This is a genomic window from Agromyces humi (assembly GCF_009720255.1).
GTDB classification, from domain to species: domain Bacteria; phylum Actinomycetota; class Actinomycetes; order Actinomycetales; family Microbacteriaceae; genus Agromyces; species Agromyces humi.
Genome location: NZ_WJSP02000021.1, coordinates 1 through 24,602, shown reverse-complemented (window position 1 = coordinate 24,602; position 24,602 = coordinate 1). Strand labels below are relative to the sequence as shown.

Genomic DNA, 24,602 nt, shown 5'->3' with positions numbered 1-24,602 from the left:
AAGGCCGCCCGGGAGGCGGGGAACTCCACGGGGTGGGCCGCGCCCGATGCCGCCTTCGAGGAACGGATGCACGCCCTCGTCGACGCGGCGTTCGACGACGATCGCGTGCGCGCGGTGGTCGCCCGGCTCGTGGCGCGACTCGAGGCGCCGGGCTGGTCGAACGGACTCAGCGCGAAGCTGCTGCAGCTCACCGCACCGGGCGTGCCCGACGTGTACCAGGGCAGCGAGCTGTGGGAGCAGTCGCTCGTGGACCCCGACAACCGGCGCCCCGTCGACTTCGGTGCGCGACGGCGGATGCTGGCCGCGCTCGACGCGGGCGCGCGGCCTCCGGTCGACGCGTCGGGTGCGGCGAAGCTCCTCGTCACGAGTCGTGGGCTCCGACTGCGACGCGACCGCCCCGAGCTCTTCGAGGACTATATGCCGCTGACGGCATCCGGCGCAGCCGCCGACCACCTCGTCGCCTTCGACCGGGGCGGCGCGATCACCCTGGCCACCCGCCTGCCCATCCGTCTCGCGGCTCGCGGCGGCTGGGGCGACACCGTCGTCGACGTGGGCAGCGCGCCAGTCACCGACGTGCTCACCGGACGCCATCACCAGGGCGGTGTGCTGCACCTGGCCGAGGTGCTGCGCGACTACCCGGTGGCACTGCTCGTCGAAGAGGGAGGATTGGCGTGACCGAGTTCCGCGTGTGGGCGCCGCGAGCGACCCGGATGACCCTGCAACTCGACGGCACGAGGCATCCGATGACCGCCGACGACGACGGCTGGTGGACGGTCGCCGGCGACGGCCGCGACTACGGCTACCTCATCGACGACGCCGACACGCCCCGGCCCGACCCACGGTCGCGGCGCCAGCCCGACGGCGTGCACGGGCTCTCACGCGTCTTCGATCCCGGCGCGCACGAGTGGCAGGACCGCGGCTGGACCGGGCGACAGCTCGCCGGCACGGTGATCTACGAACTGCACCTCGGCACGTTCACGCCCGACGGGACGCTCGACTCGGCGATCGAACGACTCGACCACCTCGTCGAGCTCGGCGTCGACGCCGTCGAGGTGCTGCCTGTCAACGCGTTCAACGGCACCCACAACTGGGGCTACGACGGCGTGCTCTGGTACGCCGTGCACGAGGCCTACGGCGGGCCCGACGCGTACCAGCGCTTCGTCGATGCGTGCCATGTGCGCGGGCTCGCCGTGATCCAGGACGTCGTCTACAACCACCTCGGCCCGAGCGGCAACTACCTGCCCGAGTACGGCCCCTACCTGCACGACGCGCGCGCCAACACGTGGGGCGCCTCCGTCAACCTCGACGGCCCCGACTCCGGTGAGGTGCGCCGGTTCATCATCGACAACGCGCTGATGTGGCTGCGCGACTTCCACGTCGACGGCCTGCGGCTCGACGCCGTGCACGCGCTCGTCGACCACGGCGCCGTGCACCTGCTCGAGGAGCTCGCCACCGAGGTCGACGCCCTCTCGGCGCACGTCGGCCGGCCGCTCACGCTCATCGCCGAGAGCGACCTCAACGACCCGAGGACGATCCGCCCCCGCGAGGCGCACGGCACGGGTGTCACCGCCCAGTGGAGCGACGACTTCCACCACGCCGTGCACGTCGCCGTGTCGGGCGAGACCGTCGGCTACTACGCCGACTTCGCGCCGCTCACCGCGCTCCGCGACGTGTTCGAGCGCGGGTTCTTCCACGCCGGCACCTGGTCGAGCTTCCGGGGTCGCGTGCACGGCCGGCCGATCGACCGCGAGCGGACGCCCGCCTGGCGGCTCGTCGTGTTCGACCAGGACCACGACCAGGTCGGCAACCGGGCCGCCGGCGACCGGCTCGCGGCATCCGTCGACGAAGGCGGCCTCGCGATCGCCGCGGCGCTCACCCTGCTCTCGCCGTTCACCCCCATGCTGTTCATGGGTGAGGAGTGGGCCGCGTCCACGCCGTGGCAGTTCTTCACGTCGCACCCCGAGCCCGAGCTCGGACGGGCCACCGCCGAGGGTCGCATCGCCGAGTTCGCGCGCATGGGGTGGGACCCGGCCGTGGTGCCCGACCCGCAGGACCCCGAGACATTCCGGCGGTCGAAGCTCGACTGGGGCGAGCCGTATCCTGACGCCGAGGGCGATGCCGAGGGCGATGCCGAGCGCGATGCCGAGACGATCCATACGCGGATGCTGCGCTGGTACCGGCGGCTCATCGCATTGCGGCGGCGACGACCCGAGCTCACCGACCCGTCGATGCTGGCCACGCACGTGGAGGTCGACGAGGCCGCGCGGACGGTGCTCGTGCACCGCGGCTCACTCGTGATCGCGGTGAACCTGGCTCCCGCCGGCGCGGCGACGACGCTCGCCGGTCGCGTGCTCCTCCACTCGGGCTCGCTCGGGGGCGACCCGGTGCCGACCGAGGCGGAGGCGCTGGTGCTGCCGGCGCGGTCGGTCGTCGTCGTCGACACGGCGGTGCCGGTGTCGATCGTCCCGTCGACGGTCGCGGGCGGCCAGCGGATCGATCAGCGGATGGATCAGCGGATCGAGAAGTAGTGCACTGAGCCGCCGCCGTTGGCGAGCGCCTCATCCACGTCCCAGTAGTCGGCGTCCTTCGTGTGACCGCCGACCCAGACCTTGGTGCCGTCGGCCGAGTGCTCCACCCGCGTGACGACCGCGGTGTGGTCGCGGTCGCCCGAGCCGTCCCAGTCGAACTGGGCGATGTCGCCGACCTTCACGAGCGCACGCTGCGAGTCCTCGAGCTCGGTGGCCCGGTCGGTGCGGCCGCGCAGGTAGTCGCGGAGTGCGGTCGAGCTCGACCAGCTCGGCGACATCGCACCGGTGCCGCCGTCGTAGTACCAGTCGCCGTCCGTCGCCCAGCCACGGGCGATCAGCGACTGGCTCGCGAAGTTCGCACAGTCGTAGCCGGAGATGACCGGGTAGGCGCCCGAGTTGTAGCTGCTCCAATAGGTGAGCACGTAGGCCACCTGCGCGTCGATGCCGGGATCGCTCGTGTACGTGAGGCTCAGCGTGCGAGGGGCCATCGGCGCCTTCGGCTCCGCCGCGCCGGTGAGCTCGCCCGTGAGGGGCTGCACCACCGCCGTGCCGATGTTGCCGGTGGCTCCGATGATGACGAGGCGCATGGCGGCCCTCCGATCGCGTCGCCCGATGCACGTTACGTCAGTAGGCGGCGTCGATCACCGGCTTGACTCGCGACCGGTTGCGTGGTCGCGCACGCGCTCGCCGCTGCCGGCCTCGACGTCGACGTGCCGCATCCGGTGCAGCACGCGTTCTCGATGCGCATGAAGGGCATCATCGACGCGGCCGTCGACGACTACACCGCGCGGAACCTGCCGATGCTGCACCGCGAGATCCGCCTCGCCGAGGAGCGCAAGGCACGTCGCCCGTACCGGGCGGGGGAGGGGCTCGACCCCGAGTTCCTCGGCCTCGACCTCGACCCCGAGCCGGTGCCCGACCAGCCGTTCCTGTTCACCCTGACCGGACTCGAGGCCGACACCGCCGCCGAGGCGAACGAGCCGGCGCCACGGCCGTTCACGATGGAGGAGAAGGAGGCGCTCCGCGAGGAGGTGCGCCTCGCCGACGAGTTCGCGAAGCAGCTCGGGCGCCGCATCTGCGTGGAGCTCGCCCAGCACCGCGAGCGCATCGCCGCGGCGGTCGTCGCCTACGTCGAGCCGCAGGTCGAGGAGCTGCTCGCCGACCTCGACCGGGAGCTCGACGCGCCGGGATGGCCGGGCCCGTCGTGAGGCGCCCGCGCGGGCGTCAGGCGGTGCCGCCGAGCCGGCCGGCGCATTCCGCCTGCGGAGAACATGCGGCCCGCGGCATCCGCCCCATTTGACCGCAAGGTTACGCGGCATTACCATTGATCGGGTGTGCGCGTTGACGCGCGCTTGAATCGTGCCTGCCGATCGACCAGCAATGGTCACGGCGGTGCACATCCCGGTTCTCGGCAGAACGCACACTCCAAGGGCACCTCGACGGTCGCCCCCACGGCATACCCACCACTCCAAGGCGCTGCGGTTCCGCGGTGCCGGTGGGTCGTGATGTGAAATCCATCAACGCTGTCACCGTGCAGCATCAACAAGGAGAAGCAGTGCCAACCATTCAGCAGTTGGTCCGCAAGGGTCGCTCGCCGAAGGTCACCAAGACCAAGGCTCCCGCCCTGAAGGCCAACCCCCAGCAGCGCGGCGTGTGCACGCGTGTGTACACCACCACCCCGAAGAAGCCGAACTCCGCGCTCCGCAAGGTCGCCCGTGTGAAGCTCTCGAACGGCACCGAGGTCACGGCCTACATCCCCGGTGAGGGCCACAACCTGCAGGAGCACTCGATGGTGCTCGTGCGCGGCGGTCGTGTGAAGGACCTCCCCGGCGTGCGCTACAAGATCATCCGCGGCGCGCTCGACACGCAGGCCGTCAAGAACCGCAAGCAGGCTCGTAGCCGCTACGGCGCGAAGATGGAGAAGAAGTAATGCCTCGCAAGGGACCCGCTCCGAAGCGCCCCGTCGTCGCCGACCCCGTCTACGGCTCGCCGGTCGTCAGCCAGCTCGTCAACAAGATCCTCGTCGACGGCAAGAAGGACCTCGCGCAGCGCATCGTCTACGAGGCGCTCGAGAACGTCGCGACCAAGTCCGGCCAGGACGCCGTCGCCACCCTCAAGAAGGCGCTCGACAACGTGCGCCCCACCCTCGAGGTGCGCTCGCGCCGCGTCGGCGGTTCGACCTACCAGGTCCCCGTCGAGGTCAAGCCGCACCGCGCCAACACCCTCGCCCTCCGCTGGCTCACGAGCTACGCGAAGGCCCGTCGCGAGAAGACGATGACCGAGCGTCTCACCAACGAGATCCTCGACGCGTCGAACGGCCTCGGTGCCGCGGTCAAGCGCCGCGAGGACACCCACAAGATGGCCGAGTCGAACCGCGCCTTCGCCCACTACCGCTGGTAGTCGGCAGAGCGGATGCCGCAGGCCGCGGCTCGCGGCATCCGCTCACCCTCATCTGCCCTTCCTGAACCATCCGGAGGAACCCCCGTGGCACAAGACGTGCTCACCGACCTGAGCAAGGTCCGCAACATCGGCATCATGGCGCACATCGATGCCGGCAAGACCACCACCACCGAGCGCATCCTGTTCTACACGGGCGTGAACCACAAGATCGGCGAGACCCACGACGGCGCTTCGACGACCGACTGGATGGAGCAGGAGAAGGAGCGCGGCATCACGATCACGTCTGCCGCCGTGACCTGCTTCTGGAACAAGAACCAGATCAACATCATCGACACCCCCGGCCACGTCGACTTCACGGTCGAGGTCGAGCGCTCGCTCCGCGTGCTCGACGGCGCGGTCGCCGTCTTCGACGGCAAGGAGGGCGTCGAGCCCCAGTCCGAGACGGTCTGGCGCCAGGCCGACAAGTACAACGTGCCCCGCATCTGCTTCGTCAACAAGATGGACAAGCTCGGCGCGGACTTCTACTTCACGGTCGACACGATCATCAAGCGCCTCGGCGCGAAGCCGCTGGTGCTCCAGCTGCCGATCGGCTCCGAGAGCGACTTCGTCGGCGTCATCGACCTCATCGAGATGCGGGCCCTCGTGTGGCCCGGCGACGCCAAGGGCGACGTGACGATGGGTGCCAAGTACGAGGTGCAGGAGATCCCCGCCGACCTCAAGGAGAAGGCCGACGAGTACCGCCACGCGCTGCTCGAGACCGTCGCCGAGACCGACGACGCGCTGCTCGAGAAGTACTTCGGCGGCGAGGAGCTCACGATCGACGAGATCAAGGGCGCCATCCGCAAGCTCACGGTCAACTCCGAGATCTACCCCGTGCTCTGCGGCTCGGCCTTCAAGAACCGCGGCGTGCAGCCGATGCTCGACGCGGTCATCGACTTCCTGCCGTCGCCGCTCGACGTGCCGGCCGTCGAGGGTCGCAACCCGCGCAACGAGGACGAGATCATCGAGCGTCACCCCGACGCCAACGACCCCTTCGCCGCGCTCGCGTTCAAGGTGGCGGTGCACCCGTTCTTCGGTCGCCTCACCTACATCCGCGTGTACTCCGGTCACCTCGACTCCGGCGGCCAGGTCATCAACTCGACCAAGGGCAAGAAGGAGCGCATCGGGAAGATCTTCCAGATGCACGCCAACAAGGAGAACCCGGTCGACTCGGTCACCGCGGGCAACATCTACGCGGTTATCGGCCTCAAGGACACGACGACCGGCGACACCCTGTGCGACCCCGACAAGCAGGTCGTGCTCGAGTCGATGACGTTCCCGAACCCGGTGATCGAGGTCGCCATCGAGCCGAAGACCAAGGCCGACCAGGAGAAGCTCGGCACTGCGATCCAGAAGCTCGCGGAGGAGGACCCCACCTTCCGCACCGAGCTCAACCCCGAGACCGGCCAGACCGTCATCAAGGGCATGGGCGAGCTGCACCTCGACATCCTCGTCGACCGCATGAAGCGGGAGTTCAAGGTCGAGGCGAACGTCGGCAAGCCCCAGGTGGCCTACCGCGAGACGATCAAGCGCGCCGTCGAGAAGCACGACTACACCCACAAGAAGCAGACGGGTGGTTCGGGCCAGTTCGCGAAGATCCAGTTCGCGCTCGAGCCCCTCGAGATCACGGCCGACAAGACGTACGAGTTCGAGAACAAGGTCAGTGGTGGCCGCGTTCCGCGCGAGTACATCCCCTCGGTCGACGCCGGCTTCCAGGACGCCATGCAGTACGGCATCCTGGCCGGTTACCCGATGGTCGGCGTCAAGGGCATCCTGCTCGATGGCGCAGCCCACGACGTCGACTCCTCGGAGATGGCGTTCAAGATCGCCGGCTCGATGGGCTTCAAGGAAGCCGCTCGGAAGGCGAACCCGGTTCTGCTCGAGCCGCTCATGTCCGTCGAGGTCCGCACCCCTGAGGAATACATGGGTGATGTCATCGGCGACCTGAACTCGCGTCGCGGTCAGATCCAGTCGATGGAGGATGCCGCCGGCGTGAAGGTCGTGCGTGCGCACGTCCCGCTCTCGGAGATGTTCGGCTACATCGGCGACCTGCGGTCGAAGACCTCGGGCCGTGCGGTGTACTCGATGGAGTTCGAGAGCTACGCGGAGGTCCCGAAGGCTGTGGCCGACGAGATCGTCCAGAAGAACAAGGGCGAATAGCTCCTTCGTAGGAGCTCGGGCCCTGCCCGCACGACCCAGCCGGGTCGCGTAACATAACAACACAACCCCCGTAGCACACCGGTCGCAATCCAGCGCCCGGGGTTCCTACACGAGTCCTGAGGAGGACCCACAGTGGCTAAGGCCAAGTTCGAGCGGACCAAGCCGCACGTCAACATCGGTACGATCGGTCACGTCGACCACGGCAAGACCACGCTCACCGCAGCGATCTCGAAGGTGCTCGCCGACAAGTACCCGTCGGCCACCAACGTGCAGCGTGACTTCGCGTCGATCGACTCGGCTCCCGAGGAGCGTCAGCGCGGCATCACGATCAACATCTCGCACGTCGAGTACGAGACGCCGAAGCGCCACTACGCGCACGTCGACGCCCCTGGTCACGCCGACTACATCAAGAACATGATCACCGGTGCGGCGCAGATGGACGGCGCGATCCTCGTGGTCGCGGCGACCGACGGCCCGATGGCCCAGACGCGTGAGCACGTGCTGCTCGCCAAGCAGGTCGGCGTGCCCTACCTGCTCGTCGCGCTGAACAAGGCCGACATGGTCGACGACGAGGAGATCCTGGAGCTCGTCGAGCTCGAGGTGTCCGAGCTGCTCGCCAGCCAGGGCTTCGCCGAGGACGCTCCGGTCGTCCGCGTCTCGGGCCTCAAGGCGCTCGAGGGCGACGAGAAGTGGGTCCAGTCGATCCTCGACCTCATGGAGGCCGTCGACAACAGCATCCCCGACCCGGTGCGCGACAAGGACAAGCCGTTCCTCATGCCGATCGAGGACGTCTTCACCATCACCGGTCGTGGCACGGTCGTCACGGGCCGCGCCGAGCGCGGCACGCTGAAGATCAACTCCGAGGTCGAGATCGTCGGCATCCGCCCGACGCAGAAGACCACGGTCACCGGCATCGAGATGTTCCACAAGCAGCTCGACGAGGCCTGGGCCGGCGAGAACTGCGGTCTGCTCCTCCGCGGCACCAAGCGCGAGGACGTGGAGCGCGGCCAGGTCGTCGTGGCCCCCGGCTCGGTCACGCCCCACACGAACTTCGAGGGCACCGCGTACATCCTCTCCAAGGAGGAGGGCGGGCGTCACAACCCGTTCTACGCGAACTACCGTCCGCAGTTCTACTTCCGCACCACCGACGTCACCGGCGTCATCACGCTGCCCGAGGGCACCGAGATGGTCATGCCCGGCGACACCACCGACATGACGGTCGAGCTCATCCAGCCGATCGCCATGGAGGAGGGCCTCGGCTTCGCCATCCGTGAGGGTGGCCGCACCGTCGGCGCCGGCACGGTCACGAAGATCGTCAAGTAACACCCTTCGCACCCCTCGCGGGTGCGGAACCGACAGGGGTCGGGCCGTTCGCGGCCCGGCCCCTTCGTCGTCCCCGCGGCGGGGTCGGGTCTGCGCCACCTCGGGCGCGGCCCGGCCCTTCGTCGTCCCCAGGGCGGGGTCGGGTCTGCGCCACCTCGGGCGCGGCCCGGCCCCTTCGTCGTCCCCGCGTTACCGTCTCGTGACCGTTGCGTCAACGGTTGACGGCGGATTCGGGCACACCCCCCGAACGGGTTACCCTCGAACGGATGGCCGTTTCCGCTCCGCCAGTGCCCCGCACCACCGCCACACGGCCCGAGATCCAAGCACTCCGGGCCGTGGCCGTCGGGGCCGTCGTCCTCCACCACGGCTGGCCGGCGGTCGCTCCTGCGGGCTACATGGGCGTCGACGTCTTCTTCGTCGTCTCCGGCTTCCTCATCACCGGGCTGCTGCTCCGCGAGCACGAGCGCGCCGGACGCATCGACCTCAGCGCGTTCTACCTCCGCAGGGCCCGCCGCATCCTGCCGGCCGCGGTGACCGTGCTCCTCGTCGTCGCGGCGGCCACACTCGCACTCGTGCCGCAGCGCGACTGGGCGGACTGGTTCCGCCAGATCGTGGCCAGCGCCCTGTACTACGAGAACTGGCAGCTGGCCGCGGACTCGCAGACGCCCGCCTACGCCGACCTCGCCTCGACCCCGGTGCAGCACTACTGGTCGCTCTCCGTCGAGGAGCAGTTCTACCTCGTCTGGCCGCTCCTGCTGATCCTCGCGATCTGGTACGCGCGCCGCCGGAGCCGGGCGATCGCGCCCGTGCTGCTCGTCATCCTCGGCGCGGTGACCGCCGCGTCCCTCATCCACGCCGTCATGCTGACGGCGGCCGACCACAACCTGGCGTACTTCTCCACCACGGCTCGCACGTGGGAGTTCGGCGCCGGCGGGCTGCTCGCGCTCCTCGCCGCTGCACCCCTCGCCGGCCGTGAGACCCTGCGCACGGTCGTCTCATGGGCGGGACTCGCGCTCATCGTGGTGCCGATTCTGACCTTCCGCGACCATGACGCGTTCCCCGGCATGTGGGCGGCGCTGCCCGTCGCCGGCACGATGGCCGTCATCTGGGCCGGCATGCCCGCGACCCGATGGTCCACCGCGCGGCTCGCGGGGCTCCAGCCGGTGCAGTGGATGGGTGACGTGTCGTACTCGCTCTACCTCTGGCATTGGCCGATCTTCATGTTCACGCCGTTCCTCATCGGCATGCCCAACCCGGCGTGGGCCATGGTGCTGCTCGTGGTGCTGTCGCTGCTGGTCGCGGGGCTCTCGAAGCGGCTCATCGAGGACCCGTTCCGCACTCGCAGCAACCCGGTGTCGCGTCGTCCCGCCGTGCTCCTCGGGACGCTGGGGATGCTGGTCGCCGCCGTCGTCGGCGCCGGGCTCGTCGCGCCGGGCGTCGCTGCCGAGCAGCAGGTCGCGTGCGAGCACGGCGGAGACGGCGGCTGATCAGACTTCGACGCCGTCGATGGTCGTGCGCAGCTCGACGCTGTCCTCGATGGACCGCGCCACGGTGCATCCGCGCTCGATCGCCTTGTCCATGATGTGGATGAGCTTGTCGCGGTCCTCGGGATCGAGCACCGAGAGGTCGACCAGGATCTCCTCGTCGATGCGCCGGTACCGGTTCTCCTCATTCGAGCGACCGTGCGCCCAGATGGTCATCGCGAAGTCGTCGCCGAGCCGGCGGGCGGCCACGGTGTCGGCGCTCAGGCCGGCGCAGCCCACGAGCGCGATCTTCAAGAGCTCGCCGGGCGTGAAGTGCTCGCCCTCGAGCTCCTCGCCGCCGATCGTCACCGTGGCGCCGCGCTCGTTGAGCCCCTCGTATCGTCGTGGCGCGATCCGGGTCACCGAGACGCTGCCGGGCGCGATGCGGTCGCTGACCGCGTGCGCGTGCTCGAGGGGCTGCTCGGCCATGTGGACTCCCGTCGTCGTGGACCTCGATTCCATCATGTTCCGGGCCGCATCGTCACCGAGGCTGCGACCTCCCTGTGAACCCGCGACGGCGCGACACGCCCGGGTTGCACGGATCCCGCGACTGTGGCAAACTCGATGAGTTCAACATTTCGAACGGCGTGCCTTGCTGCGTGCCGTTCGAATCACTGCCAGGCAGTGCATAGCCACCAAAAAGCTCTCGGAGCCGCACGGGTCAGGCTAGGCCGCAGGCAGCAGAACACACAACCGACAACCACTTTCGAGCATGGTTCCGCCATGCCCGTTCGGCGAGGGCGACACGCCCGAGCGCGGGGGTCGGTGGGGCTCACGGGTCGAGCGTGCCGAGGTCACCGCGCCAGCGGGGTGGTTTCGACAGGCTCGATCACGGCCTTTGACAGATGAACAGTGGTGCTTCACACGGAGTAGCTACGCGGCGTCCAATGCCCTCGGAAGGGGTAAGACGCCTTGACAGAGAGAGAGTCAGCAATGGCGGGACAGAAGATCCGCATTCGACTGAAGTCGTATGACCACGAGGTCATCGACACCTCGGCGCGCAAGATCGTCGACACGGTGACCCGCGCGGGCGCCACGGTCGTCGGCCCCGTGCCGCTTCCGACCGAGAAGAACGTGGTGTGCGTCATCCGCTCGCCCCACAAGTACAAGGACAGCCGCGAGCACTTCGAGATGCGCACCCACAAGCGTCTCATCGACATCGTGGACCCGACGCCCAAGGCCGTCGACTCGCTCATGCGCCTCGACCTCCCGGCCGACGTCAACATCGAGATCAAGCTCTGAGGTAACAGATGTCTTCCGCTACCAAGAACGTGAAGGGTCTGCTCGGCACCAAGCTCGGCATGACCCAGGTGTGGGACGAGAACAACAAGCTCGTTCCGGTCACCGTCATCGAGATCGCCCCGAACGTGGTCACCCAGCTCCGCACCGCGGAGAAGGACGGCTACGAGGCCGTGCAGATCGCCGCAGGCGCCATCGACCCGCGCAAGGTGAACCAGCCCGCGTCCGGCCACTTCAAGGCCGCCGGCGTCACCCCGCGCCGTCACCTCGCCGAGGTGCGCACCGCTGACGCGTCGAGCTACGAGCTCGGCCAGGAGCTCACCGCAGACGGCACCTTCGAGGCCGGCCAGCTCGTCGACGTCGTCGGCACGAGCAAGGGCAAGGGCTTCGCCGGTGTCATGAAGCGCCACAACTTCAAGGGCGTCTCCGCCTCGCACGGTTCCCACCGCAACCACCGCAAGCCCGGTTCGATCGGTGCTTCGTCGACCCCCAGCCGTGTCTTCAAGGGCATGCGCATGGCCGGTCGCATGGGTGGCGAGCGCGTGACCGTGCTCAACCTCCGTGTGCACGCCGTCGACGCCGAGAAGGGCCTGCTGCTCGTCAAGGGCGCGGTTCCCGGTGCTCGCGGCCGTCTCGTTTTCGTCCGCAACGCTGTGAAGGGGGCGTAGTCCATGGCTACCGCCAACACCATCGACGTGCTCGACGTGACCGGCAAGAAGTCCGGCTCGTTCGAGCTGCCCGCCGAGCTCTTCGACGTGCAGACCAACGTCCCGCTCATCCACCAGGTCGTCGTCGCCCAGCTCGCCGCAGCGCGTCAGGGCACGCACAAGACCAAGACCCGCGGAGAGGTCTCCGGCGCCGGTCGCAAGCCGTTCAAGCAGAAGGGCACCGGCCGCGCCCGTCAGGGTTCGATCCGCGCCCCGCAGATGACCGGCGGTGGCATCGTCCACGGCCCGCAGCCGCGCGACTACTCGCAGCGGACGCCCAAGAAGATGATCGCCGCCGCGCTCCTCGGCTCGCTGTCCGACCGCGCACGCGGCGGCCGCATCCACGCCGTCGAGACGTTCGCCGCCGGCGAGGCGCCCAAGACGAAGGACGCCGTCGCGCTCCTCGGTGCGATCGCACCGGCCAAGCACTACCTCGTCGTGCTCACGCGTGACGAGGAGCTCTCGGCGCGGGCCGTTCGCAACATCCCGACCGTGCACGTGCTGCAGGTCGACCAGCTGAACGCCTACGACGTGCTCGTCTCCGACGACATCGTCTTCAGCACCGCCGCGCTCGAGGCCTTCGTGGCCGCGAAGTCGGCGAAGAAGGAAGAGGTCTCCGCATGAGCGCCGCACACAACAAGGACCCGCGCGACATCATCATCGCGCCCGTCGTCTCGGAGAAGAGCTACGGCCTGATCGACGAGGGCAAGTACACGTTCACCGTGGACCCCCGCTCGAACAAGACCGAGATCAAGCTCGCCATCGAGAAGATCTTCAACGTCGAGGTGGCGTCGATCAACACCCTGAACCGCCAGGGCAAGACCCGCCGGACTCGCTTCGGCACGGGCAAGCGCAAGGACACCAAGCGCGCGATCGTCACCCTCAAGTCCGGCTCGATCGACATCTTCACGGCTGTCGGCTAGGGAGCAGAGGAAAAACATGGCTATTCGTAAGTACAAGCCCACGACCCCGGGTCGTCGCGGTTCGTCTGTTGCGGACTTCGCAGAGATCACCCGCTCGACGCCCGAGAAGTCGCTGCTCCGCCCGCTGTCGAAGACCGGTGGCCGCAACAACCAGGGCCGCATCACGACGCGTCACATCGGTGGTGGCCACAAGCGCCAGTACCGCGTGATCGACTTCCGTCGCAACGACAAGGACGGCGTGCCCGCCAAGGTCGCGCACATCGAGTACGACCCCAACCGCACGGCTCGCATCGCGCTCCTCCACTTCGTGGACGGCACCAAGCGCTACATCCTCGCGCCGAACAAGCTGCAGCAGGGCGACCCGATCGAGTCCGGCCCCAACGCCGACATCAAGCCCGGCAACAACCTGCCGCTGCGCAACATCCCCACCGGTACCGTCGTGCACGCGATCGAGCTCCGCCCCGGCGGCGGCGCCAAGCTGGCCCGCTCGGCCGGCACCTCGGTGCGACTCGTCGCGAAGGACGGCCCCTACGCCCAGCTGCGCCTGCCCTCGGGCGAGATCCGCAACGTCGACGCGCGCTGCCGCGCGACCGTCGGCGAGGTCGGCAACGCCGAGCAGTCGAACATCAACTGGGGCAAGGCCGGCCGCAAGCGCTGGAAGGGCGTCCGCCCCACCGTCCGCGGTGTCGCGATGAACCCGATCGACCACCCGCACGGTGGTGGTGAGGGCAAGACCTCCGGTGGTCGCCACCCGGTCAGCCCCTGGGGCAAGTCCGAGGGACGCACCCGTCGCCCCAACAAGGAGAGCGACAAGCTCATCGTCCGTCGTCGCACCGTCGGCAAGAAGCGCAAGTAGGAGTAGAAGAAGATGCCGCGCAGTCTCAAGAAGGGCCCCTTCGTCGACGACCACCTGCTTCGCAAGGTCGTCACCCAGAACGAAGCCGGTTCGAAGAACGTCATCAAGACCTGGTCGCGTCGCTCGATGATCATCCCCGCCATGCTGGGGCACACGATCGCCGTGCACGACGGCCGCAAGCACATCCCGGTGTTCGTCACCGAGACCATGGTGGGCCACAAGCTCGGCGAGTTCGCGCCCACCCGCACCTTCCGTGGACACGTGAAGGACGACAAGAAGGGCCGCCGCCGCTGACGCGGTGGCGTGAAGGAGGAAAGAAATGGTGGAGTCGATCGCACGCGTGCGTCACATCCGCGTGACCCCCATGAAGGCCCGCCGCGTCGTCAACATGATCCGCGGCAAGCAGGCTCAGGAGGCCCTGGCCATCCTGAAGTTCGCCCCCCAGGGTGCGAGCGAGCCCGTGTACAAGCTCGTCGCCTCGGCCATCGCGAACGCTCGCGTCAAGGCCGATGCCACGAACACCTACCTGGACGAGCAGGACCTCTACATCAGCCGCGCATTCGTCGATGAGGGCACCACCCTCAAGCGATTCCAGCCGCGCGCGCAGGGTCGTGCCTTCCGCATCAACAAGCGAACGAGCCACATCACCGTCGTGCTCGCCACGCCCGAGGAGGGTACGAAGTAATGGGTCAGAAGGTCAACCCGTACGGCTTCCGTCTCGGCATCACCACCGACCACGTGTCGCGGTGGTTCTCAGACTCGACGAAGCCCGGACAGCGCTACGCCGACTACCTGGCGGAGGACATCAAGATCCGCCGCCTGCTGCAGACGTCGCTCGACCGCGCGGGAGTCTCGCGCATCGAGATCGAGCGCACCCGTGACCGCGTCCGCGTGGACATCCACACGGCGCGTCCCGGCATCGTGATCGGCCGCCGCGGCGCCGAGGCCGAGCGCATCCGCGCCGACCTCGAGAAGCTCACCGGCAAGCAGATCCAGCTCAACATCCTCGAGGTGAAGAACCCCGAGGCCGACGCCCAGCTCGTCGCACAGGGCATCGCCGAGCAGCTCTCCGCACGTGTGGCCTTCCGCCGCGCGATGCGCAAGGGCCTGCAGGGCGCGCAGCGTGCCGGCGCCAAGGGCGTCCGGATCCAGGTGTCCGGCCGTCTCGGCGGCGCCGAGATGAGCCGCTCGGAGTTCTACCGCGAGGGCCGCGTGCCCCTGCACACGCTCCGCGCGAACATCGACTACGGCTTCTACGAGGCCAAGACCACCTTCGGCCGCATCGGCGTGAAGGTCTGGATCTACAAGGGCGACATCACCAACAAGGAGCTCGCCCGCGAGCAGGCTTCGCAGAAGCCCTCGCGCGGTGACCGCAATGACCGTCCCCGTCGTGCGCCCAAGGCGCAGGAGCCGGTGGCAGCAGGAGTTGAGGCATAACCATGTTGATTCCCCGTCGAGTCAAGTACCGCAAGCAGCACCACCCCGGCCGTTCGGGCCACGCCACCGGCGGCACGAAGGTCACCTTCGGTGAGTTCGGCATCCAGGCGCTGACCCCCGCGTACGTGACGAACCGTCAGATCGAGTCCGCTCGTATCGCCATGACGCGTCACATCAAGCGCGGCGGCAAGGTGTGGATCAACATCTACCCCGACCGTCCGCTCACGAAGAAGCCCGCCGAGACCCGCATGGGTTCCGGCAAGGGCTCGCCCGAGTGGTGGGTCGCGAACGTCAAGCCGGGTCGAGTCCTCTTCGAGGTCTCCGGCGTCTCCGAGGAACTCGCTCGTGAGGCCATGACCCGTGCCATCCACAAGCTGCCCCTCAAGGCACGCATCATCAAGCGCGAGGAGGGCGACGCATAATGGCCGTCGGCACCAAGGAGCTCAGCCCCACCGAGCTCGACACCTTTGAAGACGAGCGACTCGTCGACGAGCTGAAGAAGGCCAAGGAAGAGCTGTTCAACCTGCGCTTCCAGTCGGCCACCGGCCAGCTCGAGAGCCACGGCCGCCTCCGGGCGGTCAAGCGCGACATCGCGCGCATCTACACGGTCATCCGCGAGCGCGAACTCGGCATCCGGGCCACGCCCGCGCCGGTCGAGGTTCCGGCCAAGGCCGAGAAGAAGACCAAGAAGGCCAAGGCCGCCGATGAGGCAGCTGCGACCGAAGAGACGAAGGAGGCCTAGTCATGGCAACCGCCAAGGAGACGACTGGCCACGAGTCGGCCGAGCGTGACGTCAAGGACGTCGATGCACGTGGCTACCGCAAGGTGCGACGCGGCTACGTCGTCAGCGACAAGATGCAGAAGACCATCGTCGTCGAGGTCGAGGACCGCGTGAAGCACCCGCTGTACGGCAAGGTCATCCGCCGCACCTCGAAGATCAAGGCGCACGACGAGCAGAACACCGCCGGCATCGGCGACCTCGTCGTGATCACCGAGACCCGGCCCCTCAGCGCCACCAAGCGCTGGCGCCTCGTCGAGATCGTCGAGAAGGCCAAGTAAGCCTCGGGCTTGCTTGAAAGAAGGAGTTCAAAGTGCTTCAGCAGGAATCACGACTCAAGGTCGCCGACAACACCGGCGCCAAGGAGCTGCTCACGATCCGTGTCCTCGGTGGGTCGAAGCGCCGGTACGCCGGCCTCGGCGACACCATCGTCGCGACCGTCAAGGACGCGATCCCCGGCGGCAACGTCAAGAAGGGCGACGTCGTCAAGGCGGTCATCGTCCGCACCGTCAAGGAGACCCGTCGCCCCGACGGCTCGTACATCAAGTTCGACGAGAACGCCGCGGTGATCCTGAAGAACGACGGTGACCCCCGTGGCACCCGTATCTTCGGACCGGTCGGTCGCGAGCTTCGCGACAAGAAGTTCATGAAGATCATCTCGCTGGCACCGGAGGTTATCTAAGTCATGGCCAACATCAAGAAGGGTGACCTCGTGCAGGTCATCTCGGGCCGCAGCCAGGCCCGCGGCGGAGACCGCGGCAAGCAGGGCAAGGTCATCGAGGTGCTCGTCGCCGAGAACCGCGTCGTGGTCGAGGGCGTGAACTTCGTCACGAAGCACGTCCGCGTCGGCCAGACGCAGCGCGGTTCGAAGACCGGCGGCATCGAGACCCACGAGGCGCCGATCCACGTGTCGAACGTCGCGCTGGTCGACCCCGAGTCGAAGAAGCCGACCCGCGTCGGCTTCCGCAACGAGACGGTGACGAAGGACGGCGTGCAGAAGACCGTCCGCGTCCGCTACGCCAAGAAGTCAGGTAAGGACCTGTAATGACCGATACGGCTACGCAGGCTGGCAAAATCCAGCCGCGACTGAAGACCAAGTACCGGACCGAGATCTCGAAGTCCCTCACCGAGGAGCACGGCTACACCAACGTGCACCAGGTGCCGGGTCTCGTGAAGATCGTGGTGAACATGGGCGTCGGCGAGGCGGCCCGCGATGGCAAGATCATCGACGGCGCGATCGCCGACCTCACGAAGATCACCGGGCAGAAGCCGCAGGTCACGAAGGCCCGCAAGTCCATCGCGCAGTTCAAGCTCCGCGAGGGCCAGCCGATCGGCGCCCACGTGACGCTCCGCGGCGACCGCATGTGGGAGTTCCTCGACCGCCTGCTCTCGCTCGCGCTGCCCCGCATCCGCGACTTCCGCGGCCTGTCGGACGCCCAGTTCGACGGCAACGGCAACTACACCTTCGGTCTCACGGAGCAGTCCGTGTTCCACGAGATCGACCAGGACAAGATCGACCGCGTCCGCGGCATGGACATCACCGTGGTGACCACCGCCAAGACCGACGAAGAGGGCCGCGCGCTGCTCAAGCAGCTCGGCTTCCCCTTCCGGTCGGCCACGCCCGCCAGCTGATCCACGGATGCCGCGAGCTCGCGCTCGCGGCATCCGACCAGGCCGGGGCATCCGCCCGGGCCTCACACCACAGGTCATCACTCGTGTAACGGGTGCTGAAACCTGGTGAACGTTAGGAAACATCCGTCATGACGATGACCGACCCGGTCGCTGACATGCTGACCCGCCTTCGCAACGCGAACTCGGCGCACCACGACTCCGTGTCGATGCCGAACTCGAAGCTCAAGGGGCACATCGCCGAGATCCTCAAGAACGAGGGCTACATCGCCGGCTTCGAGGTCACCGACGCTCGCGTGGGCACGACGCTCACGCTGCAGCTCAAGTTCGGCCCGAACCGCGAGCGCTCGATCGCGGGCATCAAGCGCGTCTCGAAGCCCGGCCTCCGCGTCTACGCGAAGTCGACCGAGATCCCCAAGGTGCTCGGCGGCCTCGGCGTCGCGATCCTGTCCACCTCCAGCGGTCTGCTGACCGACCGCCAGGCCGAGAAGAAGGGCGTGGGTGGGGAAGTCCTCGCCTACGTGTGGTAGTTCCATGTCACGAATCGGACGACTCCCCATCGACATCCCCGCCGGTGTCGACGTCACGGTCGACGGCGCGGCCGTCACCGTCAAGGGCCCCAAGGGCGAGCTCACGCTCACCGTGCCCACGCCCATCGAGGTGAAGATCGAGGACAACCAGGTCCTCGTCACCCGCCCCGATGACGAGCGCGACTCGCGCTCGCGCCACGGCCTGACCCGCTCGCTCATCGCGAACCAGATCCTCGGTGTCACCGAGGGCTACTCCAAGGGCCTCGAGATCGTCGGCACCGGGTACCGCGTCGCCCAGAAGGGCTCCGCCGTCGAGTTCGCGCTCGGCTTCTCGCACCCCGTGACCGTCGAACCGCCGGCCGGCATCACGCTGACCGTCGAGGGCAACAACAAGCTCACGGTCGCGGGCATCGACAAGCAGGCCGTCGGCGAGACCGCCGCCAACATCCGCAAGATCAAGAAGCCCGAGCCGTACAAGGGCAAGGGCATCCGCTACGCCGGCGAGGTCGTGCGTCGCAAGGCCGGAAAGTCAGGTAAGTAATCATGGCTGTGAAGACCAAGACGGCTGCGCGTTCGCGCCGCCACACCCGCCTTCGCAAGAAGATCGTCGGCACCGTCGAGCGTCCGCGCCTCGTCGTGACCCGATCGGCCCGCCACGTCTTCGTGCAGGTCGTCGACGACGCCGCCGGCCGCACCCTGGCATCGGCATCCACCATGGAGGCCGACCTCCGCGCATTCGACGGTGACAAGACCGCGAAGGCGAAGCGGGTCGGCGAGCTCGTGGCCGAGCGTGCGAAGGAGGCGGGCGTCGAGTCCGTCGTCTTCGACCGCGGCGGCAACAAGTACGCAGGCCGAGTCGCCGCCATCGCCGATGGTGCGCGAGAGGCGGGGCTGAGCCTGTGACCGACAACAAGAAGGAGAACGAGGTGGCTGCAGTGGCAGAGGCACCCGTGGAGACCGCCGCGGCGAGCGCTCCCCAGAACGAGCCCCGCGAGGCCCGTCGTGGCAGCCGCGACCGCGGCCCGAGCCGCGACCGTGGTGGGCGTGACGCCGAGAAGAGCCAGTTCCTCGAGCGCGTTGTGACCATCAACCGCGTCTCGAAGGTCGTCAAGGGCGGCCGTCGCTTCAGCTTCACGGCGCTCGTCGTCGTGGGCGACGGCAACGGCCTCGTCGGCGTCGGCTACGGCAAGGCCCGCGAGGTGCCGACCGCGATCTCGAAGGGCGTCGAGGAGGCGAAGAAGAACTTCTTCCGCGTCCCCCGCGTCGGCGCGACCATCCCGCACCCCGTGCAGGGTGAGGCCGCTGCCGGTGTCGTCCTGCTGCGCCCCGCGTCGCCCGGTACCGGTGTCATCGCCGGTGGTCCGGTGCGCGCCGTGCTCGAGTGCGCCGGCATCCACGACGTCCTGAGCAAGTCGCTCGGCTCGTCGAACACCATCAACATCGTGCACGCCACGGTCGAGGCGCTGCAGCAGCTCGAAGAGCCGCGCGCAGTGGCCGCCCGTCGTGGTCTCGACTACGACGAGGTCGCCCCCGCCCGTCTGCTGCGTGCCGAGGCCCAGGCGGCCGAGGCCGCCGCAGCAGCGAAGGCAGGTGCCTGATGGCCAAGCAGCTCAAGGTGACCCAGATCAAGTCCAAGGTGAGCGAGAAGCAGTACCAGCGGGACACGCTCCGCAGCCTCGGGCTCAAGCGCATCGGCCAGTCGGTCGTTCGCGAGGACACCCCGCAGAACCGCGGCTACGTGAACACCGTCGCGCACCTCGTGAAGGTTGAGGAGATCGACTAATGGCAGACAACGAGAAGACGACCGAGGTCGCCGAGCCCAAGAAGGCTCCGGCGAAGAAGGCCGCCGCGAAGCCCGCCGCCGAGAAGTCGGAGAAGGCTCCCGCGAAGAAGGCGCCGGCCAAGGCCGCCGCCGCGAAGTCCGACGACGCGAAGGCCGAGAAGGCCCCCGCGAAGAAGGCCCCGGCGAAGAAGGCAGCCGACAAGGACGCCGTCGACGCGAAGCGCGAGCCCGTGCTGAAGGTGCACCACCTTCGCCCGGCGCCCGGCGCCAAGAAGGACAAGACCCGCGTCGGACGCGGTGAGGGTTCGAAGGGCAAGACCGCCGGTCGCGGCACCAAGGGCTCCAAGGCCCGCAACAACATCCGCCCCGGGTTCGAGGGTGGCCAGCTTCCGTACCACATGCGTGCGCCGAAGCTGCGCGGCTTCAAGAACCCGTTCCGCGTCGAGTACCAGGTGGTCAACCTGGAGAAGCTCGCCGAGCTCTACCCGAAGGGCGGCGACGTCACCGTCGCCGATCTCGTCGAGAAGGGTGCCGTCCGCAAGAACGAGCGCGTCAAGGTGCTCGGCAACGGCGACATCCAGGTGAAGCTCAACGTGGCGGTCGACAAGGTCTCCGGCTCCGCCGAGCAGAAGATCGTCGCCGCAGGCGGCTCGGTCAAGTAGGCCGCAGCATCACCGATTGTTCGAGCCTGTCGGGACCTCGCGTATGATTCACGGGGGTCTCGACAGGCTCGAGCCGCATACGGACTGAGTCCGGGCGGCATGACATCAGCTCCAAGACGGAGCCACAGGAGGACGAGTGTTCAACGCCATCGGGCGGATCTTCCGCACGCCGGATCTTCGCCGCAAGCTCGGGTTCACGCTGGGCATCGTCGCCCTGTTCCGGCTCGGCTCCTTCATCCCGGCGCCGTTCGTGGACTTCAGCAACGTGCAGGCGTGTCTCGCGGCGAGCCAAGGGGCATCCGGTCTGTACGACCTCGTCAACCTCTTCTCGGGCGGCGCACTGCTGCAGCTGTCGATCTTCGCGCTCGGCATCATGCCGTACATCACGGCGTCGATCATCGTGCAGCTGCTGCGCGTGGTCATCCCCCACTTCGAGACCCTCTACAAGGAGGGCCAGGCGGGCCAGGGCAAGCTCACGCAGTACACCCGCTACCTGACCATCGCCCTCGGCGTGCTCCAGTCGACGACGCTCATCACGGTGGCGCGCTCGGGCGCGCTGTTCCCGACCGGCGCTCCCGAGTGCTCGCAGCTCATCACGAACGACGCCTGGTACGCCATGCTGCTCATGGTCATCACCATGACCGCCGGCACCGGCCTCATCATGTGGATGGGTGAGCTCATCACCGAGCGCGGCATCGGCAACGGCATGTCGCTGCTCATCTTCACGTCCATCGCGGCGCAGTTCCCCGGCTCGCTCTGGGCCATCGGCATCGCCCGCGGCTGGGACGTCTTCGCGATCGTCCTCCTGGTCGGCCTGGCGGTGGTCGTCGGCGTCGTGTTCGTCGAGCAGTCGCAACGGCGCATCCCGGTGCAGTACGCGAAGCGGATGGTCGGCCGGCGCACCTACGGCGGCAACAACACCTACATCCCGATCAAGGTCAACATGGCCGGCGTCGTGCCCGTCATCTTCGCCTCGTCGCTGCTGTACCTGCCCGCGCTCATCGCGCAGTTCAACCAGCCGGCCGCCGGCGACGAGCCGCAGCCCTGGGTCGTGTGGATCACGAACTACCTCACCAAGGGCGACCACCCGCTCTACATGCTCCTCTACTTCCTGCTCATCGTCGGGTTCACGTACTTCTACGTGGCGATCACGTTCAACCCCGACGAGGTCTCCGAGAACATGAAGAAGTACGGCGGCTTCATCCCCGGCATCCGCGCCGGGCGCCCCACGGCCGAGTACCTCGACTACGTGCTCACCCGCATCACGCTCCCCGGCTCGTTCTACCTCGGCGCGATCGCGCTGCTGCCGCTCATCGCGTTCAGCCTCGTGGGTGCCAACTCGAACTTCCCGTTCGGCGGCGCCTCGATCCTGATCATCGTCGGCGTGGGCCTCGAGACGGTGAAGCAGATCGACGCCCAGCTCCAGCAGCGGCACTACGAGGGGCTCCTCCGATGACGGCGTCGGCCACCGGCTCGGCGCGGTTCCTGATCGTCGGCCCGCAGGGCTCGGGCAAGGGCACCCAGGGCGTCCTCGTCGCCGAGGCCTTCGGTGTTCCCGCGATCTCGACGGGCGATGTCTTCCGCGAGAACATCTCCGGCGGCACCGAGCTCGGCTCGCGCGTGCAGGCGATCGTCGAAGCCGGCGACCTGGTTCCCGACGAGCTCACCTGCGAGCTCGTGCGCGACCGGCTCGCGCAGCCCGATGCCGCGCGCGGCTTCCTCCTCGACGGGTTCCCCCGCAACCGGGCGCAGGTCGCCGACCTCGAGGAGTTCCTCGCCGGTCGCGGTGAGGCGCTCGACGCGGTCATCGAGCTCAGCGTGCCGCGCGACGAGAGCATCTCGCGGCTGCGGCAGCGGGCGATCGACCAGGGCCGCACCGACGACACCGAACAGGTGATCGCCAACCGCCTCGCGATCTACGAGCGTGAGACCGCCCCGATCCTCGACGAGTACCGCGGCAAGGGACTCGTCGTGCAGGTCGACGGCGTCGGCAGCCTCGACGAGGTCACCGAGCGCATCTTCGACGCGCTCGCCGACCGCGGCCTCAACGTCACGGGCAACGGCGGCAACGGCGCGGCCGCCTGAGCCGGCGTGTTCCGTCGCTCGATCTACAAGTCCCCGGCTGAGCTCCGCTCGATGCTGGCAGCCGGCGCGGCCACCGCGGCCGCGCTCGACGAGGCACGGCGCCTGCTCGCGCCGGGCGTGACGCCCCTGGAGCTCGACGCCGCAGCCGAGCGGGTGATCCGCGGGCTCGGCGGCGTGCCGAACTTCCAGCTGGTCCCCGGCTATCGGCACACGCTGTGCGTCTCGGTGGACGACGACGTCGTGCACGGCATCCCCGGAGACCGCGCGTTCCGGCCCGGCGACATCGTCTCCGTCGACGGGGGCGCCGAGGTCGACGGCTGGAACGGCGACGCCGCGTTCACCGTGGTGCTGCCCGATCCGTCGCGGCCCGACGTGGTGGCCGCGCGTGAACTGCTCTCCTCGGTGACCGAGTCGGCGCTCTGGTGCGGCATCGCGGCGGTCGCGCACGCCCGGCACCTCAACGAGGTGGGCGCCGCCATCGAGGAGCACATCCACGGCGCGGGCGACTACGGCATCCTCACCGACTACGTCGGCCACGGCATCGGCCGCACCATGCACGAGGAGCCACCGGTCTTCAACTACCGCGTCGACCGAAAGGGTCCTTCCGTGAAGCCCGGCCTGGTCGTCGCGATCGAGCCGATGGTGGTCGCCGGAGACCTCGAGACCTTCGTCCGCGACGACGAGTGGACGGTCACCACCGCCGACGGCGCCGACTCCGCGCACTGGGAGCACTCGGTCGCCGTGCACGAGGACGGCATCTGGGTGCTCACCGCCGAGGACGGCGGAGCGGCAGGGCTCGCGCCGTTCGGCGTGGTCCCGGTCCCGTTCGCCTAGCGAAGCCGGCACTCCGGCGCGGTGGCGCGGTCAGCCGCCGTGCGGTTCCATGAGCCGCGCGAGCTCGACGAGGAGTCCGGGGTAGTCCGTCGCACCGCGGATCAGCCGCTGCACGTTCTCGCGCTCCGAGAACGCCTCGACGAACTGGTCGAACACCTCTTGGAACTCGGCGCGTCCGCTCTCCGAGAACGCGATCAGGGCGACCACGTTGACGTTCACGCCACCCCAGTCGATCGGCACGTCGTCGGCGGCGATGGCGATCGCGGTGCGCCGGGCCGACATCGTCATCGCATGCGGAACGGCGAGGTGCTCGGTGAACGCCGTCGACGACAGTCGCTCCCGTGCGAGGGCGCCCTCGACGTAGGCGTGGTCGATGACCCCGGCGCCGATCATCCGGTCGCCGAGCATCCTGATGGCACCGTCCCGGTCCAGCCCGCGGAGTCCGCGCACGAACAGCTCGGGTGCGATGTAGCCCGACAGACTGGCCGCGAGCCGTGCCCGGCGTCGTGCCCGCCGCACGCGCGACACCTCCGCCCGCACGCGTTCGAGGTCGGCCTCGCTCGGGAACGGCGAGACCAGCACCACGTGCTCCGTGGGGGCGGACGGCTCCAGCACCGCCACGAGCACGTCGGCCGACTCGGCTCCCTCGCCGACTCGGTCGCCGTCGGCGACGACCTCCACGTCATCGTCGACCGCCGATCGGATCCGGGCCTCGAGCGCCCGGTGCACGTCGTGGTAGGCGGGCGCAGCGACCGCCAGGCGAACGGTGCCCCCGCGAGAACGCCGCTGGTCGAGGTGCGCGCCGACGTGCATGGCGATGTACGCGATCTCGTCGTCGGTCACGCCGATGCCCTCGGTGCGGGCCAGCTCGCCGGCGATGTACACCGCGAGCTCGTAGATGAGCGGATACGCGGCCTTGATCGAGGCGGTGAGCGGGTTGCGCGAGAAGCTCGCGTCCGTCGCGCGCGCCACCAGGTTGTCGACGTGCAGCGCGAGCCGGTCGATGAACTCCTCGTCGTCGAGGTCGATGAGGTAGGCGGATGACGCGCTCGCCACGATCCGGCGGACGAGCGGCACCCGTGGCGAGAGCGGCCGGCCCGCGGCATCCGCTCGCGCCGTCTCGGTGGTGCGCGTCGCGGCCCGCGTCTCGAGGAGCCGCGTGAGGT

General features: G+C 68.5%; 33 protein-coding genes and 1 pseudogene. 31 read left to right on the top strand and 3 right to left on the bottom strand.

Annotated features, from left to right (window positions below; genetic code table 11):
- Positions 1 to 675: pseudogene (locus tag GH736_RS04115) on the top strand (malto-oligosyltrehalose synthase); the annotation flags it as partial.
- 35 nt (positions 676 to 710) lie between these two features.
- Positions 711 to 2,528, top strand: a complete 1,818-nt coding sequence (gene treZ / locus GH736_RS04110) for a malto-oligosyltrehalose trehalohydrolase (protein ID WP_407922323.1) — start codon at positions 711 to 713, stop codon at positions 2,526 to 2,528.
- Here the strand turns inward: treZ and GH736_RS04105 are convergent.
- Positions 2,510 to 3,115 carry an amidase domain-containing protein gene (locus GH736_RS04105; RefSeq protein WP_159600521.1) on the bottom strand — a complete coding sequence of 202 codons (606 nt, stop codon included), beginning with the start codon at positions 3,113 to 3,115 and terminating at the stop codon, positions 2,510 to 2,512. The genes treZ and GH736_RS04105 overlap by 19 nt on opposite strands.
- 81 nt (positions 3,116 to 3,196) lie before the next feature.
- Between GH736_RS04105 and GH736_RS04100 the strand changes: the two genes are divergently transcribed.
- From GH736_RS04100 to GH736_RS04075, 6 genes are all read left to right on the top strand, one after another.
- Entirely contained in the window at positions 3,197 to 3,736 is a 540-nt protein-coding gene (locus tag GH736_RS04100; RefSeq protein ID WP_159600519.1) for a spermidine/putrescine ABC transporter substrate-binding protein, read from the top strand.
- A 347-nt stretch (positions 3,737 to 4,083) separates the two neighbouring features.
- Entirely contained in the window at positions 4,084 to 4,458 is a 375-nt protein-coding gene (gene rpsL, locus GH736_RS04095; protein ID WP_022889720.1) for a 30S ribosomal protein S12, read from the top strand.
- Positions 4,458 to 4,928, top strand: a complete 471-nt coding sequence (gene rpsG, locus GH736_RS04090) for a 30S ribosomal protein S7 (RefSeq protein ID WP_159600517.1) — start codon at positions 4,458 to 4,460, stop codon at positions 4,926 to 4,928. The genes rpsL and rpsG overlap by 1 nt, the downstream gene beginning before the upstream one ends.
- A gap of 84 nt (positions 4,929 to 5,012) precedes the next feature.
- On the top strand, positions 5,013 to 7,127 hold the full coding sequence (gene fusA / locus GH736_RS04085) for an elongation factor G (protein ID WP_159600515.1): 2,115 nt from the start codon (positions 5,013 to 5,015) through the stop codon (positions 7,125 to 7,127).
- Between the two features lie 132 nt (positions 7,128 to 7,259).
- On the top strand, positions 7,260 to 8,450 hold the full coding sequence (gene tuf / locus GH736_RS04080; RefSeq protein WP_159600513.1) for an elongation factor Tu: 1,191 nt from the start codon (positions 7,260 to 7,262) through the stop codon (positions 8,448 to 8,450).
- Positions 8,451 to 8,737: 287 nt separating this feature from the next.
- Complete coding sequence (locus GH736_RS04075) at positions 8,738 to 9,937, top strand: acyltransferase family protein (protein ID WP_159600511.1); 1,200 nt, start codon at positions 8,738 to 8,740, stop codon at positions 9,935 to 9,937.
- On the opposite strand, the gene GH736_RS04070 is transcribed toward GH736_RS04075, so the two are convergent.
- Complete coding sequence (locus GH736_RS04070; protein ID WP_159600509.1) at positions 9,938 to 10,402, bottom strand: OsmC family protein; 465 nt, start codon at positions 10,400 to 10,402, stop codon at positions 9,938 to 9,940.
- Positions 10,403 to 10,906: 504 nt separating this feature from the next.
- Between GH736_RS04070 and rpsJ the strand changes: the two genes are divergently transcribed.
- The 23 genes from rpsJ to map all read left to right on the top strand — a co-directional run bounded on the left by rpsJ (position 10,907) and on the right by map (position 23,436).
- Entirely contained in the window at positions 10,907 to 11,215 is a 309-nt protein-coding gene (gene rpsJ / locus GH736_RS04065; RefSeq protein ID WP_017201594.1) for a 30S ribosomal protein S10, read from the top strand.
- Positions 11,216 to 11,223: 8 nt separating this feature from the next.
- Entirely contained in the window at positions 11,224 to 11,880 is a 657-nt protein-coding gene (gene rplC, locus GH736_RS04060) for a 50S ribosomal protein L3 (RefSeq protein WP_056734926.1), read from the top strand.
- 3 nt (positions 11,881 to 11,883) lie between these two features.
- Entirely contained in the window at positions 11,884 to 12,543 is a 660-nt protein-coding gene (gene rplD / locus GH736_RS04055; RefSeq protein WP_159600507.1) for a 50S ribosomal protein L4, read from the top strand.
- Positions 12,540 to 12,842: a 50S ribosomal protein L23 gene (rplW, locus tag GH736_RS04050; RefSeq protein WP_159600505.1), complete on the top strand. Its 303-nt coding sequence runs from the start codon at positions 12,540 to 12,542 to the stop codon at positions 12,840 to 12,842. Before rplD ends, rplW begins: the two co-directional genes overlap by 4 nt.
- Before the next feature lie 16 nt (positions 12,843 to 12,858).
- Positions 12,859 to 13,698, top strand: coding sequence for a 50S ribosomal protein L2 (rplB, locus tag GH736_RS04045; protein WP_159600503.1), 840 nt, complete (start codon positions 12,859 to 12,861; stop codon positions 13,696 to 13,698).
- 12 nt (positions 13,699 to 13,710) lie between these two features.
- Positions 13,711 to 13,992 (top strand): 30S ribosomal protein S19, encoded by a 282-nt coding sequence (gene rpsS, locus GH736_RS04040; RefSeq protein ID WP_056734934.1) that lies wholly within the window; start codon positions 13,711 to 13,713, stop codon positions 13,990 to 13,992.
- Between the two features lie 25 nt (positions 13,993 to 14,017).
- Complete coding sequence (gene rplV, locus GH736_RS04035; RefSeq protein WP_026378675.1) at positions 14,018 to 14,383, top strand: 50S ribosomal protein L22; 366 nt, start codon at positions 14,018 to 14,020, stop codon at positions 14,381 to 14,383.
- Positions 14,383 to 15,135 (top strand): 30S ribosomal protein S3, encoded by a 753-nt coding sequence (rpsC, locus tag GH736_RS04030; RefSeq protein WP_159600501.1) that lies wholly within the window; start codon positions 14,383 to 14,385, stop codon positions 15,133 to 15,135. The genes rplV and rpsC overlap by 1 nt, the downstream gene beginning before the upstream one ends.
- 2 nt (positions 15,136 to 15,137) lie before the next feature.
- On the top strand, positions 15,138 to 15,557 hold the full coding sequence (gene rplP / locus GH736_RS04025; protein WP_056010870.1) for a 50S ribosomal protein L16: 420 nt from the start codon (positions 15,138 to 15,140) through the stop codon (positions 15,555 to 15,557).
- Entirely contained in the window at positions 15,557 to 15,877 is a 321-nt protein-coding gene (gene rpmC / locus GH736_RS24865) for a 50S ribosomal protein L29 (protein WP_159600499.1), read from the top strand. Before rplP ends, rpmC begins: the two co-directional genes overlap by 1 nt.
- Positions 15,878 to 15,879: 2 nt before the next feature.
- Positions 15,880 to 16,194: a 30S ribosomal protein S17 gene (gene rpsQ / locus GH736_RS24860; RefSeq protein ID WP_159600497.1), complete on the top strand. Its 315-nt coding sequence runs from the start codon at positions 15,880 to 15,882 to the stop codon at positions 16,192 to 16,194.
- Between the two features lie 32 nt (positions 16,195 to 16,226).
- A complete protein-coding gene (gene rplN / locus GH736_RS04010; RefSeq protein WP_122937450.1) occupies positions 16,227 to 16,595 on the top strand; it encodes a 50S ribosomal protein L14 in 369 nt (122 codons plus the stop codon).
- A gap of 3 nt (positions 16,596 to 16,598) precedes the next feature.
- Entirely contained in the window at positions 16,599 to 16,958 is a 360-nt protein-coding gene (rplX, locus tag GH736_RS04005) for a 50S ribosomal protein L24 (RefSeq protein WP_159600495.1), read from the top strand.
- A complete protein-coding gene (gene rplE / locus GH736_RS04000; protein ID WP_159600493.1) occupies positions 16,958 to 17,545 on the top strand; it encodes a 50S ribosomal protein L5 in 588 nt (195 codons plus the stop codon). The genes rplX and rplE overlap by 1 nt, the downstream gene beginning before the upstream one ends.
- 128 nt (positions 17,546 to 17,673) lie before the next feature.
- Complete coding sequence (gene rpsH, locus GH736_RS03995; protein WP_159600491.1) at positions 17,674 to 18,072, top strand: 30S ribosomal protein S8; 399 nt, start codon at positions 17,674 to 17,676, stop codon at positions 18,070 to 18,072.
- A gap of 4 nt (positions 18,073 to 18,076) precedes the next feature.
- Complete coding sequence (gene rplF / locus GH736_RS03990) at positions 18,077 to 18,613, top strand: 50S ribosomal protein L6 (RefSeq protein ID WP_159600489.1); 537 nt, start codon at positions 18,077 to 18,079, stop codon at positions 18,611 to 18,613.
- A gap of 2 nt (positions 18,614 to 18,615) precedes the next feature.
- Complete coding sequence (gene rplR, locus GH736_RS03985) at positions 18,616 to 18,975, top strand: 50S ribosomal protein L18 (protein WP_159600487.1); 360 nt, start codon at positions 18,616 to 18,618, stop codon at positions 18,973 to 18,975.
- Positions 18,972 to 19,670, top strand: a complete 699-nt coding sequence (gene rpsE / locus GH736_RS03980) for a 30S ribosomal protein S5 (RefSeq protein ID WP_203230643.1) — start codon at positions 18,972 to 18,974, stop codon at positions 19,668 to 19,670. Before rplR ends, rpsE begins: the two co-directional genes overlap by 4 nt.
- Positions 19,670 to 19,855 carry a 50S ribosomal protein L30 gene (rpmD, locus tag GH736_RS03975; protein WP_022889741.1) on the top strand — a complete coding sequence of 62 codons (186 nt, stop codon included), beginning with the start codon at positions 19,670 to 19,672 and terminating at the stop codon, positions 19,853 to 19,855. The genes rpsE and rpmD overlap by 1 nt, the downstream gene beginning before the upstream one ends.
- A complete protein-coding gene (gene rplO / locus GH736_RS24855; protein ID WP_159600485.1) occupies positions 19,855 to 20,517 on the top strand; it encodes a 50S ribosomal protein L15 in 663 nt (220 codons plus the stop codon). Before rpmD ends, rplO begins: the two co-directional genes overlap by 1 nt.
- A 136-nt stretch (positions 20,518 to 20,653) precedes the next feature.
- Complete coding sequence (gene secY, locus GH736_RS03965) at positions 20,654 to 21,973, top strand: preprotein translocase subunit SecY (RefSeq protein ID WP_159600483.1); 1,320 nt, start codon at positions 20,654 to 20,656, stop codon at positions 21,971 to 21,973.
- Positions 21,970 to 22,602 (top strand): adenylate kinase, encoded by a 633-nt coding sequence (locus tag GH736_RS03960; RefSeq protein ID WP_159600481.1) that lies wholly within the window; start codon positions 21,970 to 21,972, stop codon positions 22,600 to 22,602. Before secY ends, GH736_RS03960 begins: the two co-directional genes overlap by 4 nt.
- Positions 22,603 to 22,608: 6 nt before the next feature.
- Positions 22,609 to 23,436 (top strand): type I methionyl aminopeptidase, encoded by an 828-nt coding sequence (gene map, locus GH736_RS03955; RefSeq protein ID WP_159600479.1) that lies wholly within the window; start codon positions 22,609 to 22,611, stop codon positions 23,434 to 23,436.
- A 30-nt stretch (positions 23,437 to 23,466) separates the two neighbouring features.
- On the opposite strand, the gene GH736_RS03950 is transcribed toward map, so the two are convergent.
- A partial coding sequence (locus GH736_RS03950) for a BglG family transcription antiterminator (protein WP_159600478.1) occupies positions 23,467 to 24,602 on the bottom strand: 1,136 nt, incomplete at its 5' end.